General features: G+C 51.2%; 20 protein-coding genes and 1 rRNA gene. 7 read left to right on the top strand and 14 right to left on the bottom strand.

Features of this window, described 5'->3' with window-relative positions:
* Positions 1-559: ribosomal RNA gene (locus F608_RS0112230) — 16S ribosomal RNA — on the bottom strand; the annotation flags it as partial.
* A gap of 154 nt (positions 560-713) precedes the next feature.
* Positions 714-932 (bottom strand): hypothetical protein, encoded by a 219-nt coding sequence (locus F608_RS0112235; protein ID WP_153307497.1) that lies wholly within the window; start codon positions 930-932, stop codon positions 714-716.
* Between F608_RS0112235 and F608_RS0112240 the strand changes: the two genes are divergently transcribed.
* The 5 genes from F608_RS0112240 to F608_RS0112260 all read left to right on the top strand — a co-directional run bounded on the left by F608_RS0112240 (position 913) and on the right by F608_RS0112260 (position 4,990).
* Entirely contained in the window at positions 913-1,461 is a 549-nt protein-coding gene (locus F608_RS0112240; protein ID WP_022665930.1) for a hypothetical protein, read from the top strand. The genes F608_RS0112235 and F608_RS0112240 overlap by 20 nt on opposite strands.
* Positions 1,454-1,954 (top strand): hypothetical protein, encoded by a 501-nt coding sequence (locus tag F608_RS0112245; protein ID WP_022665931.1) that lies wholly within the window; start codon positions 1,454-1,456, stop codon positions 1,952-1,954. Before F608_RS0112240 ends, F608_RS0112245 begins: the two co-directional genes overlap by 8 nt.
* 194 nt (positions 1,955-2,148) lie before the next feature.
* Positions 2,149-2,484: an STAS domain-containing protein gene (locus tag F608_RS0112250; RefSeq protein WP_022665932.1), complete on the top strand. Its 336-nt coding sequence runs from the start codon at positions 2,149-2,151 to the stop codon at positions 2,482-2,484.
* Positions 2,485-2,576: 92 nt separating this feature from the next.
* Positions 2,577-2,987 carry an ATP-binding protein gene (locus tag F608_RS0112255; protein ID WP_022665933.1) on the top strand — a complete coding sequence of 137 codons (411 nt, stop codon included), beginning with the start codon at positions 2,577-2,579 and terminating at the stop codon, positions 2,985-2,987.
* A 2-nt stretch (positions 2,988-2,989) separates the two neighbouring features.
* Positions 2,990-4,990, top strand: coding sequence for a SpoIIE family protein phosphatase (locus F608_RS0112260; RefSeq protein ID WP_022665934.1), 2,001 nt, complete (start codon positions 2,990-2,992; stop codon positions 4,988-4,990).
* Positions 4,991-5,035: 45 nt separating this feature from the next.
* Here the strand turns inward: F608_RS0112260 and F608_RS0112265 are convergent, their stop codons facing one another.
* From F608_RS0112265 to F608_RS36480, 3 genes are read right to left on the bottom strand one after another with little or no spacing between them, the layout of a single operon-like run.
* Entirely contained in the window at positions 5,036-5,506 is a 471-nt protein-coding gene (locus tag F608_RS0112265) for a CesT family type III secretion system chaperone (protein ID WP_022665935.1), read from the bottom strand.
* A gap of 16 nt (positions 5,507-5,522) precedes the next feature.
* On the bottom strand, positions 5,523-7,115 hold the full coding sequence (locus F608_RS0112270) for a hypothetical protein (protein ID WP_022665936.1): 1,593 nt from the start codon (positions 7,113-7,115) through the stop codon (positions 5,523-5,525).
* A gap of 27 nt (positions 7,116-7,142) precedes the next feature.
* On the bottom strand, positions 7,143-7,562 hold the full coding sequence (locus tag F608_RS36480; RefSeq protein WP_022665937.1) for a type III secretion system chaperone: 420 nt from the start codon (positions 7,560-7,562) through the stop codon (positions 7,143-7,145).
* Positions 7,563-8,068: 506 nt separating this feature from the next.
* Here F608_RS36480 and F608_RS0112285 point away from each other — a divergent pair.
* Together F608_RS0112285 and F608_RS0112290 are read left to right on the top strand one after the other, a co-directional pair.
* Positions 8,069-8,545, top strand: coding sequence for a type III secretion system chaperone (locus F608_RS0112285; protein ID WP_022665940.1), 477 nt, complete (start codon positions 8,069-8,071; stop codon positions 8,543-8,545).
* Positions 8,546-8,606: 61 nt separating this feature from the next.
* Positions 8,607-10,916, top strand: a complete 2,310-nt coding sequence (locus F608_RS0112290) for a protein kinase domain-containing protein (protein ID WP_022665941.1) — start codon at positions 8,607-8,609, stop codon at positions 10,914-10,916.
* A 6-nt stretch (positions 10,917-10,922) separates the two neighbouring features.
* Here the strand turns inward: F608_RS0112290 and sctU are convergent, their stop codons facing one another.
* From sctU to sctR, 9 genes are all read right to left on the bottom strand, one after another.
* The gene (sctU, locus tag F608_RS0112295) at positions 10,923-11,960 is read right to left on the bottom strand and encodes a type III secretion system export apparatus subunit SctU (RefSeq protein WP_027362698.1); all 1,038 of its coding nucleotides are present in this window, start codon (positions 11,958-11,960) and stop codon (positions 10,923-10,925) included.
* Positions 11,957-12,772, bottom strand: a complete 816-nt coding sequence (gene sctT / locus F608_RS0112300; protein WP_022665942.1) for a type III secretion system export apparatus subunit SctT — start codon at positions 12,770-12,772, stop codon at positions 11,957-11,959. Before sctT ends, sctU begins: the two co-directional genes overlap by 4 nt.
* Positions 12,773-12,781: 9 nt before the next feature.
* The gene (sctS, locus tag F608_RS0112305) at positions 12,782-13,051 is read right to left on the bottom strand and encodes a type III secretion system export apparatus subunit SctS (protein WP_022665943.1); all 270 of its coding nucleotides are present in this window, start codon (positions 13,049-13,051) and stop codon (positions 12,782-12,784) included.
* Between the two features lie 9 nt (positions 13,052-13,060).
* On the bottom strand, positions 13,061-15,154 hold the full coding sequence (gene sctV, locus F608_RS0112310; protein ID WP_022665944.1) for a type III secretion system export apparatus subunit SctV: 2,094 nt from the start codon (positions 15,152-15,154) through the stop codon (positions 13,061-13,063).
* Positions 15,145-15,513: a type III secretion apparatus assembly chaperone SctY gene (sctY, locus tag F608_RS0112315; protein WP_022665945.1), complete on the bottom strand. Its 369-nt coding sequence runs from the start codon at positions 15,511-15,513 to the stop codon at positions 15,145-15,147. The genes sctV and sctY overlap by 10 nt, the downstream gene beginning before the upstream one ends.
* A gap of 114 nt (positions 15,514-15,627) precedes the next feature.
* Positions 15,628-15,999, bottom strand: coding sequence for a type III secretion apparatus assembly protein SctX (gene sctX / locus F608_RS0112320; RefSeq protein ID WP_022665946.1), 372 nt, complete (start codon positions 15,997-15,999; stop codon positions 15,628-15,630).
* 12 nt (positions 16,000-16,011) lie between these two features.
* Positions 16,012-16,371: a type III secretion system chaperone family protein gene (locus F608_RS0112325; protein WP_022665947.1), complete on the bottom strand. Its 360-nt coding sequence runs from the start codon at positions 16,369-16,371 to the stop codon at positions 16,012-16,014.
* Between the two features lie 26 nt (positions 16,372-16,397).
* Positions 16,398-17,489: a TyeA family type III secretion system gatekeeper subunit gene (locus F608_RS0112330; RefSeq protein ID WP_022665948.1), complete on the bottom strand. Its 1,092-nt coding sequence runs from the start codon at positions 17,487-17,489 to the stop codon at positions 16,398-16,400.
* Positions 17,490-17,539: 50 nt separating this feature from the next.
* Positions 17,540-18,190 (bottom strand): type III secretion system export apparatus subunit SctR, encoded by a 651-nt coding sequence (gene sctR / locus F608_RS0112335; protein ID WP_022665949.1) that lies wholly within the window; start codon positions 18,188-18,190, stop codon positions 17,540-17,542.
* Positions 18,191-18,195 lie beyond the last annotated feature (5 nt).

Below are 18,195 nucleotides of genomic sequence, written 5' to 3' on the forward strand. Positions count from 1 at the left end.
CGCCCCCCGTGTTACCGCGGCTGCTGGCACGGAGTTAGCCGGCGCTTCCTCCACAAGTACCGTCAATAAGATCATCTATTAAACAATCTTAACTTCTTCCTTGTTGACAGAGCTTTACGACCCAAAGGCCTTCTTCACTCACGCGGCGTTGCTGCGTCAGGGTTGCCCCCATTGCGCAAAATTCCTCACTGCTGCCTCCCGTAGGAGTCTGGACCGTGTTCCAGTTCCAGTGTGACTGATCATCCTCTCAGACCAGCTAACCATCGCAGCCTTGGTGGGCCTTTACCCCACCAACAAGCTAATGGTCCGCAAACTCATCCACAAACAATTGCTTTCAGGAAGAGGCAATCTTTCATTTGTCTACTTGTGTAAACAAACTTCATCCGGTATTAGCTATCCTTTCGAATAGTTATTCCGGGCTTGTGGGTAGATTATCTACGTGTTACTCACCCGTGCGCCACTCTACTCAGGATTGCAAGCAATCCCTTTCTCGTTCGACTTGCATGTGTTAAGCACGCCGCCAGCGTTCATTCTGAGCCAGGATCAAACTCTCCAGTTATAATCCTTTAACTAAAACTTTAAGGTCTTTTCAAGACCCGCTTCAAAACTTCTTCACTGACCAATTTTCAAAGATCAAAAAAAAACTTCCAGGGCTGAACAACTTTTGTTGGCCCCGAAAGACCGGCGTAATATGCATGAAAACCAAATCAATGTCAAACGTTTTTTTTAGATTTTATTTTCTTTTTTCTATCCTCTTGATTTGGTTGATAAATTTTTTCCATATTTTCAAACTTCTCCCCTGGTTTTTCGGATATGGGAAAAAGTTCATTCCCCTGAATACAAGAGTTATGGTATTCCTGAATCTGTTTTATATCAGGCGAACCCGAATATTTTATCCAAAAGGACAACCGAATGCAACCCGATGTTTTCACGGACGCCTCCTCAGCCATTCTCCTGTTTAAGGCCGGATTGATTTCCCCTTTTTTACAAAATTTCAATATGGTGCTGGCCCGGTCTGTTTTCCAGGAACTCACCCGGAAGGGATATCCAGGATCTGAATCCTTTCTGGGCCAGGAGGAGCGGGTAAGGGATCCGGCAGGAACGGTTCGCTCTTTTGCCTGGGCACAGCAGGCCAATGGCCTGGACAGGGGGGAAAAAGAGACTATCTTGCTTTATGCTGAATCCGGACAGATTCAATCCCCGGACAGGGCCGGGGGGTTTATCCTTGTGGATGACGGCCGGGCTGCCCGTTTCTGCAGGGCCCAGGGCTTTGAGTTTATCAATGCCCTTCTGGTTCCCAAGGTCCTGCACTTTTCCGGGGTGATGAGGAATACGGACTGTGATGAGTCCATGGACCGGCTCAGGCGGCTTGGACGGTATTCAGACCGGATTATTTCCCGGGCCTATGCGTTCACCCGTGCAGACCTGGACTATTTTATAAAGGAAAACTCTGATGACTGATCTCTCCAATGGTTTTCACATATCTGACCCGGACACCTGGCGGAGAAAGGCCACGGCCTTTGTGACCCGGACCCATCAGCATTTGTGGGGAAAGAACAACGAAGATCCCATGGTCTTTCTCTTCCGCCGGGGACTGACCCACGATTTTATCCGGGCCATGCACCTGGGATGGAACAAATTCGGACAGAAAAGAAGCCCGGCCAGCTGGGGAATCCAGCACCGTTCTGCTTCTGAAGAGGACAAGCTCTTTCTTCCGGCCGGAATCGTGGTTCCTCATATTGTGGAAAAAGAATTGAAGGCCGTCTTTATCCTTTCCATGGACCAAGAGAACCGCTGCTGGCTGGTGCCGGGCAGCCCCGAGAACCGACTGGTCCTGGGAACCCCCGGAGACAGGCCTGAAACCAGCAATGATCTGGCCATCGGCCTGAAAAAATGGCAGGATTCCGGTCAAACCGGGGGAATCGTGATTGAGCCCCGGATCAATCCGTTTTAGGAACCCGGTGCCGGAACGGATTGTGGGATAAAAACATTGTAAAAAAATTTTCATGGGCAGAGCATAACATCAAGAAAAATAAGGTATTGATCTTTAGATTGACATTGCCTAAGATTCCCGGATTAAAAGCGGTATCATTTAAATGAATTTTAATTGAACTAGCTGGGGGAAAACCCGCAAAAGGATACAGACAAATGGATATCAAGGTTGAAGACAAAGATCATGTAACCCTTGTCGATATTTCAGGAAGGCTGGATGCGTCCACCGCATCAAAGCTGGAAGCTGCCCTGGACCAGGTGGCAGAAAATCCGCCGGGCCAGACCGTCATCTCGCTACAAGAGCTGATCTATATCAGCAGTGCAGGCTTAAGGGTTCTTCTCTCCTTTGCGAAAAAACTGCAGCCCAAGGGAGCCGGACTCTCCTTTGCCGGGCTGGAGGGCAGTGTAAAAGGGGTGTTTGAAATTTCAGGCTTTTATTCCCTTTTCAAGGTGTATCCCACCGTCGACGAAGCGGTTTCCGCGGCCGGATAAATCCTGGAATCCGGCTTTCCCGGCCGGCTGCCGGGGGATGATTTCATCCGGATATCTGAAAATCCCCAATTCCTTTGAAAGGATCTTGATCCATGCTTTCCAAATCCTGGCCGGCAGACCTTTCATCCCTTGAGCGGCTCCAAGCCTTTATTGAAGAATGGGGCTCCGGGGAAGGCTTGTCTTCTGAAACAAAAAACCAGCTCAACCTGCTGCTGGAAGAAATCGTTGTCAATATCGTCAACTACGCTTATCAGGATCCTTCCGGACAGGTTTTCAACATTGATATCAAAACCACACCCGAGGAAATCCAAATCTGCATATCGGATTCCGGCCTTCCTTTCAATCCCCTGGAGGCAGAAGATCCGGATCTTTCGTCCGGGGTGGAGGACCGTCCTGTGGGCGGCCTCGGCATCTTTTTTGTCAAGCAGTTTACCACCCATGCCGCCTATGAACGGCGGGACAATAAAAATTATCTGACCCTGACGGTGGCCAAAGGAAAGTAACCATGTTCTCTTCCATGAAGTTCAAGATTCTCTTTTTTATTTCCATTGTGATGATTGCCACAGCCGGGTTCAATATTTATTTTTCCGGTGCCCGGGTGGGCGATGCCATGGTTGAGACCCAAAAAGCCTCCATGGCAAAAATCCTGGAGTTTGTCGGCCTCAACACCAAGGCGGAGTACCGGCGGCTCCTATCTGAAAAAACCCAAATGACCCTTCACAAGAAAAGACGGCTCAAAGAAACGGCCCAGGTGATCCTGTCGGTATTTGAATCCTACCAGAGCATCTCCCGGCAGGTGACGGCCTCCAAAAAACGGGTATCCGGCTGGATCGAAAAATGGGTATCCTTGGCGGCTTTTGATACCTTTGACTACCTGGTTCTCGATAAGCAGGCCCAGGTGATCTATTCATCCACTCCGGATTTTACCCAGGAACATATCGATACCTTAACAGATATCAAAGGCCGGGAGCTGTCCACCCTGCTGCAGTTCCAGAACCTTTCCAAAGAAGGGGAATATGCACTGATTAATCCCGGCGGGCAGGGACGGCTGATTTTTTTACTCCCCTATCCCGACTGGGAGATCACCATCGCGACCACCATTGATACCAGTGACATTGAGTCCGAGGCCCAGGAAAAACTGGACAATATTGTCGTGGCGTTGAACGGCATCTCAAAAAACCTGGTTGAATTCAAGGACGGCTTTTCCTTTATGTTTGACCAGGACCGCCAATTCCTGATCTCGCCCGGTCAGGAGCGGGAGAAGCGTCTGGGGCAAAGCATCAACCTGATCACCGGGAACCCGGTGATGGAGGATATGATGGCCGCAGCCAAATCCGATGATCCCAAATTGCTCTACATTGACTCAAAGGATGTGAAAAAAAGAGAAATCTCCATCAATGTAAGTTACTTCAAGAATCTGGACTGGTATATCGGGGTGGCCGTACCCCTGGATGAAATCAAACGTCCGGCAAGGGAACTTGTTTTCCAGCAGAGCCTGATCATTTTTGCCATTCTTCTGGTTACCCTGATGGTGATCCGGTTCATTGTGGGAAAAATTGCCTCCCCGTTAAAGCGGCTGACCCTTCATGCCAAACAGCTTCCCAGCCAGGATTTTACCCGGGCCTCAGAGGAGGACAGTCCCATCCGGGATCTTCCGGAAAAATACCGCGACGAAATCGGGGAACTGGCCTCCTCATTCATTTTTATGGAAAAAGAACTCAAGGCCAATATTTCCAATTTGATCCGGGCCACCGAGGCCAGACAGAAGATCCAGAGCGAACTGAACGTGGCCCAGGAAATCCAGATGGGAATCCTACCCAAAACCTTTCCCACCTTTCCCGAATTCAAAGAATTTGACCTTCACGCCACCCTGAAACCGGCCAGGGAAGTGGGGGGCGATCTGTATGACTTTTTTCAAATCGACAATGACCATATCTGCTTCACCCTGGGCGATGTTTCCGATAAAGGGGTTCCGGCCGCCCTTTTCATGGTCATCACCCGGACCCTGATCAAAACGACTTCAGAACAGGAAGCCTCTCCTGGGGCCATCATGACCCGAGTGAATGCCATCCTGGCGGCAGATAACCCGCGATCCATGTTTGTGACCCTGATCATCGGCATTTTCAATTTCAGGACTGGCAAAATTGTCTATGCCAACGGCGGCCACAATCCCCCGGTGCTGATCCCAAAAAACGGACCGGCTGTTTATGAGGAAGGCAAAAAAGAACCCATTGTCGGGGTGATGGAGATGGGGTCCTATACCGATATCGAACTGGATCTGGAAGCCGGGGACTGCATTCTCCTGTACACGGACGGTGTCACCGAAGCCATGAACCGGGATAATGTCTGCTTTTCAGAGGAAACACTGCTTCGCTCTGCCGAAGCCGGCAAGGGCAGCGGCACGGAAACCCTGATCAAGCGGGTCATGGCCGATGTGGAATCCCATGCCGGTGGAGCGCCCCAGTCCGATGACATCGCCATGCTGGGCATCCTTTATAATGGATAGGGGTTATCCCGGATATGTCACGAAAGAAAAAAGTCGAATTTCAGGTTAGACCCTGAGAGCGTAATCCGGCAAGGCCTGGTCCTGCCATTTGTTCCCGGTTTCATCCGGCAAGGGGGAGGAAAGCTGTTTCTTTAAGGCCACTGCCGCCTGTAAATAATTTTCCGTCAGGTTTCCAAACCCCAGGTGGTCGCACTGGGAAAAAGGATAGACCAGCACATAGGAGAGAACCCCTGGATTGGGCCCGATATTTACGCTTCCCCCCAGGGTTTCCTGCTGGAAATAGTTCAGAGCCATGGCCTTTTTCATCAATTGATGGTCAAAGGCGGGATTTCCGCTCAGACTGGCAAGAACCGCCTGAAGCACAAAATGATCCGGCTGCTTCTCCGAAACCATGATCGAAAATGGAATCTCCTCCTTTAAAACAAGAGTGCAGACCCCCTGGTCGTCAAACTCGGGGGTAAATTCCGATCCGGCTGCCATATGATTGAGCCAGTTGTATAACAATTCCTGAGTCATCTCATCCTTCCTTTATTTAAAAAATGCTTGAATGATCCGGGCTGAGTTCCGGGATTTCCTTCATGGACCGTTCTGCAAATTTGTTCCAGATATCGTGCGCATGGTTGTGAATCTTCATGGTCTGGTCGCTTTTTTTACCGATGCCGCCAAGTTTTCCCAACCCCATTACATTGAGGACCACATGGATCCCCTTTCCTTTGTATTGGTAGCCGGCAGACTCTTCGTTGATCCGGTACCCGGATCCGATAATATGGGATGTGTTTTTCCCGGTCAGGTATTCAAACCCTTTGGCCATTCCCCGGGAAAACCGACTGTTATCCGTAAGCCAATCGCCTTTGACGCTTAAATGGGTGATCCGGTCCTTAGTCACGGCCTTGTGCATGGCTTCAACCCCCAGATCCTTCTGCAGCTGGGGAGACAGGGGAGCGGTATGGGTTGTGGTGACCCTCAGATCATTTTTAATGCCGATATAGGTGGCCAGAGCCCCGCCCATGGAGTGTCCTTTGCACTCGATATTGAAATCTTCCCCGAATTTTTCCTTAAACAGGGCGGCGATTTCACTACCCTGTTTAAAGTTCGGAGGCATGCCATAGGTCAGACCGCTCATGGCCAGATCCGTGGAAAAGTGTTCAGCGCCGACCCAAGGCCCTTCCTGGTCTGTTCCCGATCCAGTGCCGAGAAACTGAAGATGAATGGTCGGCTTACCCCCCTCTCCCGGAAAGGCGTTCACGGCAAACATCATGGCCAGCCCGGTGTTTTTGTCGATAAACATGCCGTCATGGGACTTGATGTTGGACTTCAGCTTCAGGGGCAGGTTGTCTGAAATGGACTTGGCCATTTTATATGAGTCCTGCTGCTGGATAAAATCGGTGAAATCCTGGGCCTTTTTGGCATGGCCCCCCTTATAGTGTTTATACATGGCGGACAGCTGCTCCTCTTTGGGCATCGCGGAAGGATCCGGGCATTTGCTCCGGACATCCTTGACATACTCTTCAAAGGAGAGAGGGTCTCCCGGATCTTTTTTCACAAACTGATCAAAGGCCTCTGTCTTTTTGACGTGATCTTTTGCATAATCCTTATAATATTGCGCCACGGATTCATCACTGAAAAGCAGTCTCCCGTTCGGAGATTTACTTTTCATATCTTGGATATACTCTTCCTTGCTGAGAAGCGGTCCCGGATCTTCCGGGAGATCAACTCCCAGGTGAACGCCGGTGCCGGCCAGTCCGCCGCCGCATATTTCCGACTCTCTGGCCAGGGTCTGCAATTTAACAAGGCCTTCTCCGGTGTTGAGAAGTTCCCGGGCATCTTTGAACGGCGGTGATAATTCCTTCCGGGCAGACGCTTCTGCCAAGTTGAAGATGTGCTTGATCAGGGAGCCCACCGGATCCATGGCCAGTTTGGCCAGGGACTGAAAGGGCTTTGTCAGCCGGTCGACCAGATTATGTACGTTCTTACCAAACCCGAGGCACTGTTGAAGGGCATTGCCCCGATAATTATCCAGACCCAGGATCTGGCCGAGCCCCTTGTCACGGACGTCTGTCGGGTTGATATCGCCGTTCTGGACAAATTGCTTTTGCGGGATGACGGAAGATGGATCTATGGGCATTTTTCCCTCCTTGATCAAGATGGCCGGTTATGCCATTCCTATGGTTCCTAAAACGGTTTTTGTCCCTTCGCAGATATCGAAAAAGTGCAGGAAGGTATGGACGAAACGGTTGGCGTCATAGCTGTCCACCGGCCGTCCAAAGGTCAGCAGCACGGACCGGTTGTCCTCTGACAGGCAGAAACTGCCCTGGAGAGTCTCTGCCTGCTCCAGGTTGAGGCGAAGAAGATGATGCATCATCTGCAGCTGGACTGCCGGATTTTCGGGAAAAGGACAGATCACCGAATACATGTAAAATCCCCGGGTCTCCGGGTTTACTGCCATCTCCAAGGTGATATTGTCCTTAAATTCCACTGCACAGGATGCATCCTCATTCATGACCAGTTCTTTTCCAAGGACATTACTGAGTTGATGAAGCCAGTTTACATAGGTTTCGAGAATCTGAGCCATGGGCTTTTCCTCCGGGTTAGAATCGTTCAAAGGGAAAACATGTTTCCGGGTTGGTCCTGTAACAACTCCTTTATTTTTCAATATGACTCGTTTGCAACAATCGCGCCAGAACAAAAATAAGGATTTATATCCGGAATCCGAATAGAGCCGCAAACTAAGTTGGCAGCCTTTCCAGGCCTTGGGCAAAGATGCCAATTTTCTTGCCGGCTGAATCGACTCCATGCCGGAATCCATTTCCCAGATGCGGGCTCGGGGTCACGGCCGGCGGAAAAACCGCTTTTGCCGGACCGGGCAGCGGCCGGATTTTCAAAGGATCTGCCTGGACAAATGCACCGCTGGAGCGGCCGGCGACATCCAAACGAACCAATCCTTGTCATCCGAGTAAAAGTTCGGTATGGTCCTTGCATTCTTGCAACAGAGTAAACCACAGCCGGAAAGATCGGGTCTGTTCTATAAAAAACTTCAGGGCGGGCCGGACCGGATAAACCTTCATCAGGAGTGGATCTATGAACGACAAACAGCAATTTGACCGGATAATGAGTCAGTTGGGCCAGGCCATGGGCATTGAAGAGCTTGGCCTGAATGAGGAAAACGGCTGCACCTTGCGCTTTGATGACCAGGTCATCAACCTGCAGTTTGAACCGGATGACTGCAGTTTTATCCTGTTCAGCGATCTGGGCCAGGTTGCCCAGGAAAAAAAAGAGTCGCTTTATGAACAATTTTTGTCTGCCAATTTTTACAGAAAGCAGATGGTAAACAGCAGCATCAGCTATTGCGAACCCACCCGGAGTATCGTGCTGATCCTGCACCAAAGCACCCACGGCCTGGATTTTGTCCAATTTGAAAGCATCCTCCAGTCATTTATCGATCTGGCCGAGGCCTGGTCGAAAAAAATCGCAGAAACAGATCTTCCCCGGGATGCCGGAAATGATACAGAGTCCCAGTCCCTTAATCCCATGACCCATCCGGTACAATTTGTTTAAACCGCGTCGATTGATCTAAGCCGCAGGCGATTGCCGGATCCGCCGCCCACAGGAGGGAACCATGAACGTCAGCACAGAAATGAATCTAAATCAGCTGGGAAGCACGGCCAGCAATGTTACCGATAACACCCGGTTGATCTTGAATGACTCAGGTCAGGTTGTCAAAGGGAAAAGCTACAAGGGGCGCCTTGCCGCAGCCCTGTTAAAAGCCCCGGAAACCAACCGGCAAATCTGGGATCATTTAAAAACAGCACTGGGAACAAAATATAATACCCGGATCGTATCCAAAGTGCTGCCGGAGTCAACCGATACAAGCAAACCCCTGACAGCGCGCACGGCCAAACAGATCTTAAGGAATGCAAGGGATCTTCAAATTTTCAGTGAATTTAACCAGTCTGCCAAGGAAATGGGGAAGATAATAGAGACGGAAGCCAGACTCAAGGATCTGCCGGAATTTAAGCAGCAGCTGGAAACCCTGAAGCAGGAGCATGAATCCGTTACAAAGCAGTTCAATGAAGTGCAGGAGTCCATGGCCAAGAACCAGGATACCAACCTTGATATCCTGGATGTGCTGGTACCCAAAGGAGCCAGGCTGAGCCATGAAATCAAGGCGCTGGAACAAAAAATTGAGGGCCTGGATAGGGAGAAACGGGGCCTGGGAGATAAATCAGCCATTGCCATGAAACAGCAGATATTGGGAATTAAATCTGAAATGCTGAATCTGGCCGGAGCCAAGGCAGGTACCATCAACCGTGAAAAAGTGCTGCAAATAGGCAGTACGCTCGCCAAGATGGCCGATCAGTGTCTTACTGAGGCACGGTCTCTCCATCAGGCCAATGACCTTGAAGGTCTTCAAAAGCTGACAAATACCTACAAAAAGGCTTTTGGAGAACTCAGTTCGTCTTTTAATGATATAAAGAAAAACCTGGTGGGTTCAAAAATGATCAAATCGCCGGCAACCCACGCTTTTTTGACCGCTTTGGGCCAAAGGATCACCCGGTTTAACATGCCCTTGATCGAACTGGGAGGAAAAATTAAAAAAGGCCGGGATCCGCTGCAGGATGACGCGGACAGACAGGGAGCCCTAAAGAAAATTCCCCATGCCATCGATGAGCTGGCCCATCAGGTAAAGGGGACCAGAGTCGGCGGCCCCGGTCAGGTCTGTGTCATGCTGGCCAACCTGGACGATCTTGCAAACAAACAAAAAGAGGGATCGAAAAGATTCACCGCCTTAAAAGAGATAAAAGATGCAGTGGCCTGCCACCGGTTCGAACAGGCACTGGAACAGATGAGTGATTACAATGACAGGTATAAAGACGCCAACCTGGGAAAACAGAATGCCAACCTTGTGAATCTGTGTATGCTCCAAAAGGCAAACCCGGAGATCTTTCCGGATCGGACAACGGATTATCACGGCAGCTATGAACGGAAAGGATCAAAAATCAGTATCGATGGCGAGGACTTTACCATTAAAAAGACACTGGGTACGGGCAGTAAAAGCGAATCCAGGATCATGCTGGTAAAAAGGGACAGGGATGACCAAAGTTTTGTGGTCAGGATCGGCCCTCAAATTTTGGGCAAAGATGGCATTGGTGAAGAAAGCAACCGGGGTGCCAAATTGGAAATGAACGCTTTTCAACGGATCGGGCAGCACAAAAACATTGTGGGTTTTGAACGGTATGGAGTAGATGCCGCCGATGAAAAGGGGCTGGTGATGACCGAGGCCCTTTCAGGCAAAGAACTAAAAAGCGTTTACAATAAAATTAAAGCACCATTATCTGACCAGGATGTCCTGCTGGTTAAAAAATATATCGCCAGGGAGGCGTATAACGGATTAAAGCATATTCAGGACTGCCGCATGGCTTCGGGTGATTTTGACGATACCAACCTGAGGATCACTGATGACGGAGAGATTAAAATATTTGATTTTGATATGGCCAAGGACATCAATACGGATCAAAAATCCAAAAACTTCGATGTAATACGGTTTGTCACAATGCTTCAGAAAAGTCAATTTTTCGCCAAGGATTCCGCATTGAGCCGCTACCAGAAAATCCCGGAGGATGTTAACGAGAAGAGGCAGACTTTTCCCGAATTTTTCTCCCAGCCCAAGTACAAAGACAGTTTTGGCCCTGCAATCAATTTGGGATCAAAAAAGCTGTTGGAAGAAGCGTTTCAGGAAAAGAAAGCCGAATTTTACACCTGGCTGAAAGATAAGGATATCCAGCCGATCCCTTCTAATTTCGGTGACTTGCTGCCCAGAAATCCGGAAGATCCTGGATACCCGGGGCTTAGAGATCTGTTAACCCTTTCCGATACTGAGGCAGATAACGCAAAAACTCTTTTAGGCAGCCTCATGAAAGAAGAGTAAGGTTTTTTATTCCAGGGACTTGACCCACAACAGGACATCGGCCACCTGCCGGACCAGGTCCCCCGGGATATATTCGTTTTCCCGGGCGTCTGCCAGCAGGGCCCGGGCCAGGGGGACGTTCTGCATGATGGGGATGCCCTCTTCCCTGGCTGCGGCCACCATTCTCTGGGCCAGGGCTCCTTCTCCCTTGGCAAGGACCACGGGCAGGGGAGTTTCCCCCTCTTCATAAAAGAGGGCAACGGCGATCCGCGTGGGATTGGTCACAAGAACCGTGGCCTTTCGCGTGGCCTGGGTAGATCCCTCGGCAAGAAGTTCCTGGTGAAGTTGTTTGCGTTTGCTTTTGATCTGGGCGTCGCCTTCCATTTCTTTATACTCCCGTTTGACTTCGTCCTTTGACATCCTCAGTTTTTTGATGTGCTGCCAGTGCTGGAACAGATAGTCCAGGGCGGCCAGGAGCACCATAACCCCGGCCACGCAGGCGGCCAGCTCGAAGAGGATCGTCCCCAGCGAAGAATATACCGCGCCAATGCCGACCCTGGGAATGAGCTGCAGGGACATGATATGTTTTTTAACCACCCAAACGGCCACATACCCGATGACGAGCACCTTGATGGTGCTTTTGATAAACTCCACCAGATTTTTGATGGAAAAGGTTTTCTGGAACCATTGCTTGGGATTCATGTTGGACAATTTGGGCATGGCCGCTTTCATGGAAAATAAAAATCCCACCTGGATGAGGTTGGCAATGGTTCCCAGAAGCATGACCGTCAGGATCACCGGTAAAACGATTTTGGCGATGCAGGCCAGAACGCTGAAGAGGGTGGGATAAAAGACATCCTCAAAGGGCTGGTTCATGACCGACAGGGGCAGGTGAAAGAGTTCGTTGAGTACATTGAAAAAATATCCCCAGCCCAGAAAGATGACGGCAAACAGGGCAATGGTCGTTGCCGTGGCCGGCAGTTCCTGGCTTTTGGCGATCTGGCCCTCTTTTCGGGCATCCCGAAGTTTTTTCGGGGTGGGCTGTTCGGTCTTGTCGCCGCTCATAACGCGTTCCCCAGCATCAGGTGCACCCGGGACAGATCGGCCATGAGATCAATGAAAATATGGCATAGCGGATAGAGGTAAAGAAAGATTAAAAACGCGGTGGCACCGCTTTTCACCCCCATGGACAGAATAAAAACGTTGAGCTGCTGGGCGAAACGGTTGATCAGACCCAGACAGAAATCACTTAAAAAACAGGCAATCACCACAGGGGCGGACAGCAGAAGCATATACAGGGCCAGCCAGGATACCTGCTCGGCAAACAGAATGGGCAGCCGGATCCCCGAGGGCCAGGGGAGCAGCTTTCCCACCGGCCACAGCATGTAACTGGTAAAGCACATGTTCAGAAATCCCATGAACGCGGCACTGGAAAAAAACATATAGACCAGGACCTGAAACAAAAAAGAGCCCAGGGGTGATGTGCTTTCCTGGGAAATGGGATCAGAGGTCTGAGACTGGGAAGAACCCCGCTGGTTGTCTATTAAAAAACCCGCACTCTGAACGGTCCAGAACAGAATACTCACCAGAAACCCCAGGACAAAACCGATGAAAAGCTCCTTGAGCATCAGGGCAAGGATGAACATGGTGGCCTGGGTCGAGTTCATGCCCTGGGTTAAGAGGGCGGAATCCGGCAGGGTGGGATAGATAAAGAGCATCAATGGCAGAACGATGGCCATGCGCAAGGAACCGGTCAAAATCCCTCCGCCGAGAAAAGGCGTGACCGTAAAAACGGCAAACAGCCGGGGCATCCCAAGGGAAAGCGCCAGGATCAGCCGTTCGATTCCCAGTTCTTTGAGCCATTCAAGGGTCTGCATGCCGGCGGCCTAGTTCAGGATCTGGTTGAAATTGACAAAAATCTCTTCCCCATAGGTCAGCAGCATGCCGCCGAGCCACCCGGCCGTGGCCAGGATGGTCAGGGAAACGGCAATCAGCTTGACCCCGAAGCTTAATGTCTGCTCCTGGAGCTGGGTAATGGCCTGGAAAAGACTGAACAAAAGCCCGACAATGGAACCGACGATAATGGGCGGCATGGACAGCAGCAAGACCAAATACATGGCCTTGGATGCGTAACTGATGGCGGCCTGCTCTACCATTTTTTCTCCTTACATTCTGATCCTGCCGATGGGGTGGACCGAGACTTCCGGTGTCAGCTCCTGGTAGGAGACCACGGCGATATCATAGAACTCTTTTTCAAACAGCTTGCGGACATACCGCCGGATATCCATGGAAGTCATCACCACGGGCAGTTGTTTTTTCTTTTTATAGTCTCCCAGGGCCTTTCTCAGTTCCTCCACGATTTTCTTGGCCCCTTCCGGACTCAGGGCCAGAAAAGCCCCGGAGGATGTCTGACGGATGGATTTTCTGATCTCTTCTTCGGTTTCCGGATCGACCAGAACCGCGGCCAGAACATTGAGCCCGCCGGTGTATTTAAAACTGATCTGGCGGCGCAGTGCAGACCGGACGTACTCGGTGAGCTGGACCGTATCCTTTTCCTTGGGCGCCCACTCGACAATGGCTTCAAAAATGGCCCGCAGATTCCGGATGGACACCCTTTCCTGGACCAGCCGCTGGAGCACTTCGCCTACCTTTTGCACCGGCAGCAGCCGGGCGGCCTCTTTGATCAGTTCCGGGAACCGTTCTTCCATTTTATCCATCAGGTATTTGGTTTCCTGCAACCCTAAAAATTCCGAGGCACTTCTGGCCAGGATAATCGATGCATGGTAGGTCAGGATCCGGGCGTGGGTCATATAGCCGAAACCGGCCTGTTCAAGCCTGGAAACGTCTTTTTCGCTGACCCAGGTCGAGGGGTATTCAGGCAGGAAATCCTCTCTTTTTTCCGATTCGATGTTCAGCATCCTCAGGGTGCTTTCCTTTTCCTTGACCAGGACTTTGCCGGGGACCAGGGTACCGGTGGTCACCGGGATTTCGTGGAGCAGAAGCGTATAGGAAAAACTGGGCAGGGCGTCTGTGGGACGGATGGTAATCCCGGGAAACGGGACTCCCAGCTCATAATAAAGGACGCGCCTAAGGGTGATGATTTCATTGTTGAGCGTGTCAAAGGTCAGGGAGGTGCCCAGATCGGCTGAAATGTCCAGGAGCAGAGGAACGGTGGGGGCGAACTCTTCCTTTTGTTTTACCGCTTTTTTCCGCCGGGCTTTTACCGTGGGGGCCAGGGTTTTCTGCAGCTCTTCTCCCTGGTCCAGCAGGACGGGCTGATTCTGGGCCCGGAGCAGGACCAGCCCGATTCCGGAGAGAACCACGGAGATGACAACGATCTGGGGCCAGGGAAATCCGGGGATCCCGGCCGTTAACAACAGGAGCCCTCCGGCCATGAGCAGGGCCTTGGGCCGGTCCAGAATCTGGTCACCCATCTGGCCGCCCAAATGATCCGTGTCTTCATCCGAGGTCCGGGTAATCAGGATGCCGGCGCCGATGGAGATTAAAAGGGAGGGGATCTGGGAGACCAGACCGTCGCCGATGGTCAGGATACCGTACTTCTGGATGGCGGCCCCGGCGCTCAAGTCGTGCTGGAGCGTACCGATGATGATACCGCCCACGATGTTGACCACCGTGATGATCATGCCGGCGATGCTGTCTCCCTTGACAAATTTCATGGCGCCGTCCATGTTCCCGTACATCTGGCTTTCCCTGGTAATCCGGTTCCTCCGGTCCTGGGCGTCTTTCTGGTCAATGGCACCGGCCCGAAGGTCGGCATCAATACTCATCTGTTTGCCGGGCATGGCATCCAGGGTAAACCGGGCCCCGACCTCTGCCACACGCTCCGATCCCTTGGCAATGACCAGGAACTGGACAATGGTCAGGATCAGAAAGACAACCGCACCCACCACAAAGTTGCCCGCCACCACGAAATTGCCAAAGGTATAAACGATCTGGCCGGCATCCCCTTCCAGGAGAATCAGGCGGGTGGTGGTGATGTTCAAGGCCAGGCGGTAAAGGGTCGTGAAAAGCAGGACCGTCGGAAAAACACTGAAATCAAGGGCCGTGGCAACGTACATGGACATCATGAGCACCACAAGGGAGATCCCCAGGTTGAGCCCGATCAGGGTGTCCACCAGGGGGGTGGGCAAAGGAATGATCATCAAACCGATGATGGCCACTAAAAACAGGGCAAGGGTGATATCATTATGGCGGCTGAGCCGGTTGACCGCATTGTTGGCCATCGAGTTTAGGGACATCGGTTTTCTCCCGTCATGATCAGGTATTCGGAAATAATCTGGCGGCTTTCATCTTCCTGGCCCTTCATCCAGAGGCATTTGGCCTGCATCAGCAGCAGGGGGGCATCCAGGCTCTTGATCTCACTTCGATCCAGATAGGGTTTTAACTGCGCAAGGGCTGCATCTGCATCTTCGTTTTCAAGGGCAATGGCGGCCAGGTATTTCCCGGTCCGCAGTTCATCCGGGCATGCCTTTTTCAGGCTTTTCAGAATCACTTTGGCCTCATTGATTTTTCCGATCCGCATGTATAAATAGACCAAAAAGAACAGGGCATCCCTTTCATTCTTTGTCAGTTGATATTTGCTCGTTGTCTGATTCAATGCTCTTTTCCTGTCTTTTCCGGCAAGCGGTCAAGACTGAATGGTTAAAACCGTTATAATAGCAGACTTTTCCCTTTGTTGTCTGATTCAGGCCCAAAAAAGAGAAGCCCGCTGCTAACCGGGGATCACCAGGGAGGTAAACATCCTGACAATCTCGTTATTCTGGGCGATATCCGAGCCCAGGGCCGATACCGGGTTGTCCGAATCCATGGCCCCCAGCTTTTCAAGGGCGCCCTGCACCGTATGCTGAAAAACATGGGGGCTCATCAGGTCCGGGTCATCGGCCCTGGGACAGAGATATCTGTCCACGATGGAGTCCATGTTTTTTTCATTGTAAACCTCAAACCCCTGCTCATTCCCGGACACGGACAGGGCGGGAGAAACGCCCTTCTTGTGCCCGGCAATGGACATGTTTTCCTGCTGGGGTGTGGTGATCTTATTGATTCCCAGGCCCGGATTGAGCATGGATATGCCGCCGTTGGACATAGTTTTTCCCCCTTAAATAATTTTATCCATGGTTTCAAATAGATAGGGCAGGATCTGATCGGTCATCCCTGCGTTGATATGGTGTTTTTCCAGCTTGCAGACCACCACGATGGTGTCGTCCCTGAAAAGACCGACACGAAGCCCCAGCCGGGGTTCGTTTTTCAGGCGGCACAGCTCAAGCCCCCTCTCCAGACAGGGCAGAACATCAATGTCCAGTTTTCTGGCAAAACTGATGGCCATGGTGTCCTGGGAGCGTTCAATAAAAAGCGATCCCTGATCACCGACATTTAAGGATGCGCATCCGTCATCGTTGAGTTTGAGCTGGATTCCCATCTGGTTTCCCAGATTTTCCACGGCTTTAATAATATGCATAGAGCGCTACCTATCCATCCAATTTTTCATTCTTCATACATCTGATCTTCAATATCAATGGCGTCGTCCAATGCCGCCTGGGTGGCCTCAATAATATTGAGCCTTCCCTGGGGCTCGATAAAAAGGTGTTCGCTGAAATCCTGGGCAGCCGCACTTAAGCTCTGCATGAACACAATTTTATCTTCAATCTTTTTGACGCCCACCTTACCGGCCATCTCCTCGATGTCAAAGGGGCCGATAAAATTGGTATTGCCGAGTTTTAAAATTTCCCTGACAAACTGGGTGCTGGTCATCCCGGCTTTACCGGTCAGGTCCTTGACCTGGGTGTTGAGGGTTTTGCACTGGGAATCCAGACTATTGAGCAGTTGAAGGCTGCCCAGGTCGTCATTTAAGGCGTTGAGCAGGGTTTTGTCGGTTTCACTGCTCGTGGCGCTGAGCATGTTGCTCCGGCTTTTTCTTAAAAAGGCAATGGCTTCCTCCAGCCGTTCTTCCCCGTATTCGGTAACAATTCTTTCATAGATATCCATGGGGGAGCCCAGGTTGCCGATGGTTTCCTCAAACAGGTCTGTGAGCTGCTTTGCCTCCCCCAGGGTTCCGTGCTCCATCGCGGCAACCCCTGCGGCAAGCTGGGTTTTGATGGAGTCCCCGGCCAGGTCTTCCAGCTGGTCCATGGCCTCCAGGAAAAGATCCTCCCCAAAGGTGTCGGATAATTTTTTCCTGGCATATCCAAGGGCCGTATAGGCACCGGCATTGTCCTTGAAAAAGGTTAAGGCTTCTTCGGCAGCCGCCCTGGGATCCAGATTCGATTTTTTGGCCAGGGAAGAAACAAAAGACTCCAGATCTTTTTTCTGTCCCTGCCTGTCCATGAGCTCGGTATATTTTTCGACCTGCTCAAGCCGCTGGGTGTTCGGCCCCTTGGGCTTTAGCTTGCGCTCTTCGATCCGGGCCTCTTCCCTTTCCGACATGGCAAAGCTGGCCTCTTCGGCCGAGTTCATAATCAGGGAAGTGGGATCACTCACCGAGATCTTCATACCGGCAAAGCTGCCCTGGGCCTCCGGCCGGGCTGCCTGGGAGTCGATCATCTGCTGGTACTGCTGGGTTATTCCGCCGATATCCATAATTTACTCACTTGTCAGTCGATCCTTTTCAAGTCATTCTTTCCCCATGCTTAGGTATAACTGAGCATCAATCCCTGGCTGATTTTCAGCCACCCGTCCAGGGTCACGAACAGCAAAAGCTTAAAGGGCAGAGAAATGGTCATGGGAGAGACCATCATCATACCCATGGCCAGCAGGATATTGGATATGATCAAATCAATGGCCACAAAGGGCAGATAGAGCAGAAAGCCGATCTGGAAGGCTTTGGTCAGCTCGGAGATGGTAAAGGACGGGATCAGAATCATGAGATTGTTTCCCGATATTTTGTCGTGCTGGCTTTCGGGCCAGATCCGGCGGGCCGTCCTCTCAAACAAGACTTTGATTCTTTTTTCCGAATTATTATCCAAAAAACGGATCAGCGGGCCCGATGAATTTTTCACGATGGTCATCAGTTGAGCGGGGCTGGCATTTTCCTGGATGGTCTGGGCGCCGAGCAGTTCGGTTGTCTGCATCACTGTCGGGGCCATGATAAACAGGCTTAGGACAATGGCAAGCCCGTTCAGAACCGTGGACGGCGGCACCTGTTGAACCCCCAGGGCATTGCGCACAAGGGAAACCACCACTACGATCTTGACGTAGGAGGTGACCATCATCAGGGCAAACGGGGCAATGCCCACGGACACCATTAAAAAAATGAGGGTGGCAGGACTTAAATCAAACATGATTC

It is taken from the genome of Desulfospira joergensenii DSM 10085 (assembly GCF_000420085.1).
GTDB classification, from domain to species: Bacteria; Desulfobacterota; Desulfobacteria; order Desulfobacterales; family Desulfobacteraceae; genus Desulfospira; species Desulfospira joergensenii.

What these genes read in the sequence shown, in the direction of transcription:
- sctR (WP_022665949.1), bottom strand. Translation starts at nt 18,190, where the DNA reads ATGTTTGATTTAAGTCCTGCCACCCTCATTTTTTTAATGGTGTCCGTG.
- F608_RS36480 (WP_022665937.1), bottom strand. Translation starts at nt 7,562, where the DNA reads ATGGCTCAGATTCTCGAAACCTATGTAAACTGGCTTCATCAACTCAGT.
- F608_RS0112290 (WP_022665941.1), top strand. Translation starts at nt 8,607, where the DNA reads ATGAACGTCAGCACAGAAATGAATCTAAATCAGCTGGGAAGCACGGCC.
- F608_RS0112325 (WP_022665947.1), bottom strand. Translation starts at nt 16,371, where the DNA reads ATGCATATTATTAAAGCCGTGGAAAATCTGGGAAACCAGATGGGAATC.
- F608_RS0112270 (WP_022665936.1), bottom strand. Translation starts at nt 7,115, where the DNA reads ATGCCCATAGATCCATCTTCCGTCATCCCGCAAAAGCAATTTGTCCAG.
- sctT (WP_022665942.1), bottom strand. Translation starts at nt 12,772, where the DNA reads ATGCAGACCCTTGAATGGCTCAAAGAACTGGGAATCGAACGGCTGATC.
- F608_RS0112250 (WP_022665932.1), top strand. Translation starts at nt 2,149, where the DNA reads ATGGATATCAAGGTTGAAGACAAAGATCATGTAACCCTTGTCGATATT.
- F608_RS0112260 (WP_022665934.1), top strand. Translation starts at nt 2,990, where the DNA reads ATGTTCTCTTCCATGAAGTTCAAGATTCTCTTTTTTATTTCCATTGTG.
- F608_RS0112265 (WP_022665935.1), bottom strand. Translation starts at nt 5,506, where the DNA reads ATGACTCAGGAATTGTTATACAACTGGCTCAATCATATGGCAGCCGGA.
- sctS (WP_022665943.1), bottom strand. Translation starts at nt 13,051, where the DNA reads ATGGTAGAGCAGGCCGCCATCAGTTACGCATCCAAGGCCATGTATTTG.
- F608_RS0112285 (WP_022665940.1), top strand. Translation starts at nt 8,069, where the DNA reads ATGAACGACAAACAGCAATTTGACCGGATAATGAGTCAGTTGGGCCAG.
- sctV (WP_022665944.1), bottom strand. Translation starts at nt 15,154, where the DNA reads ATGTCCCTAAACTCGATGGCCAACAATGCGGTCAACCGGCTCAGCCGC.
- F608_RS0112255 (WP_022665933.1), top strand. Translation starts at nt 2,577, where the DNA reads ATGCTTTCCAAATCCTGGCCGGCAGACCTTTCATCCCTTGAGCGGCTC.
- sctU (WP_027362698.1), bottom strand. Translation starts at nt 11,960, where the DNA reads ATGAGCGGCGACAAGACCGAACAGCCCACCCCGAAAAAACTTCGGGAT.
- F608_RS0112240 (WP_022665930.1), top strand. Translation starts at nt 913, where the DNA reads ATGCAACCCGATGTTTTCACGGACGCCTCCTCAGCCATTCTCCTGTTT.
- F608_RS0112330 (WP_022665948.1), bottom strand. Translation starts at nt 17,489, where the DNA reads ATGGATATCGGCGGAATAACCCAGCAGTACCAGCAGATGATCGACTCC.
- F608_RS0112245 (WP_022665931.1), top strand. Translation starts at nt 1,454, where the DNA reads ATGACTGATCTCTCCAATGGTTTTCACATATCTGACCCGGACACCTGG.
- sctX (WP_022665946.1), bottom strand. Translation starts at nt 15,999, where the DNA reads ATGTCCAACGGCGGCATATCCATGCTCAATCCGGGCCTGGGAATCAAT.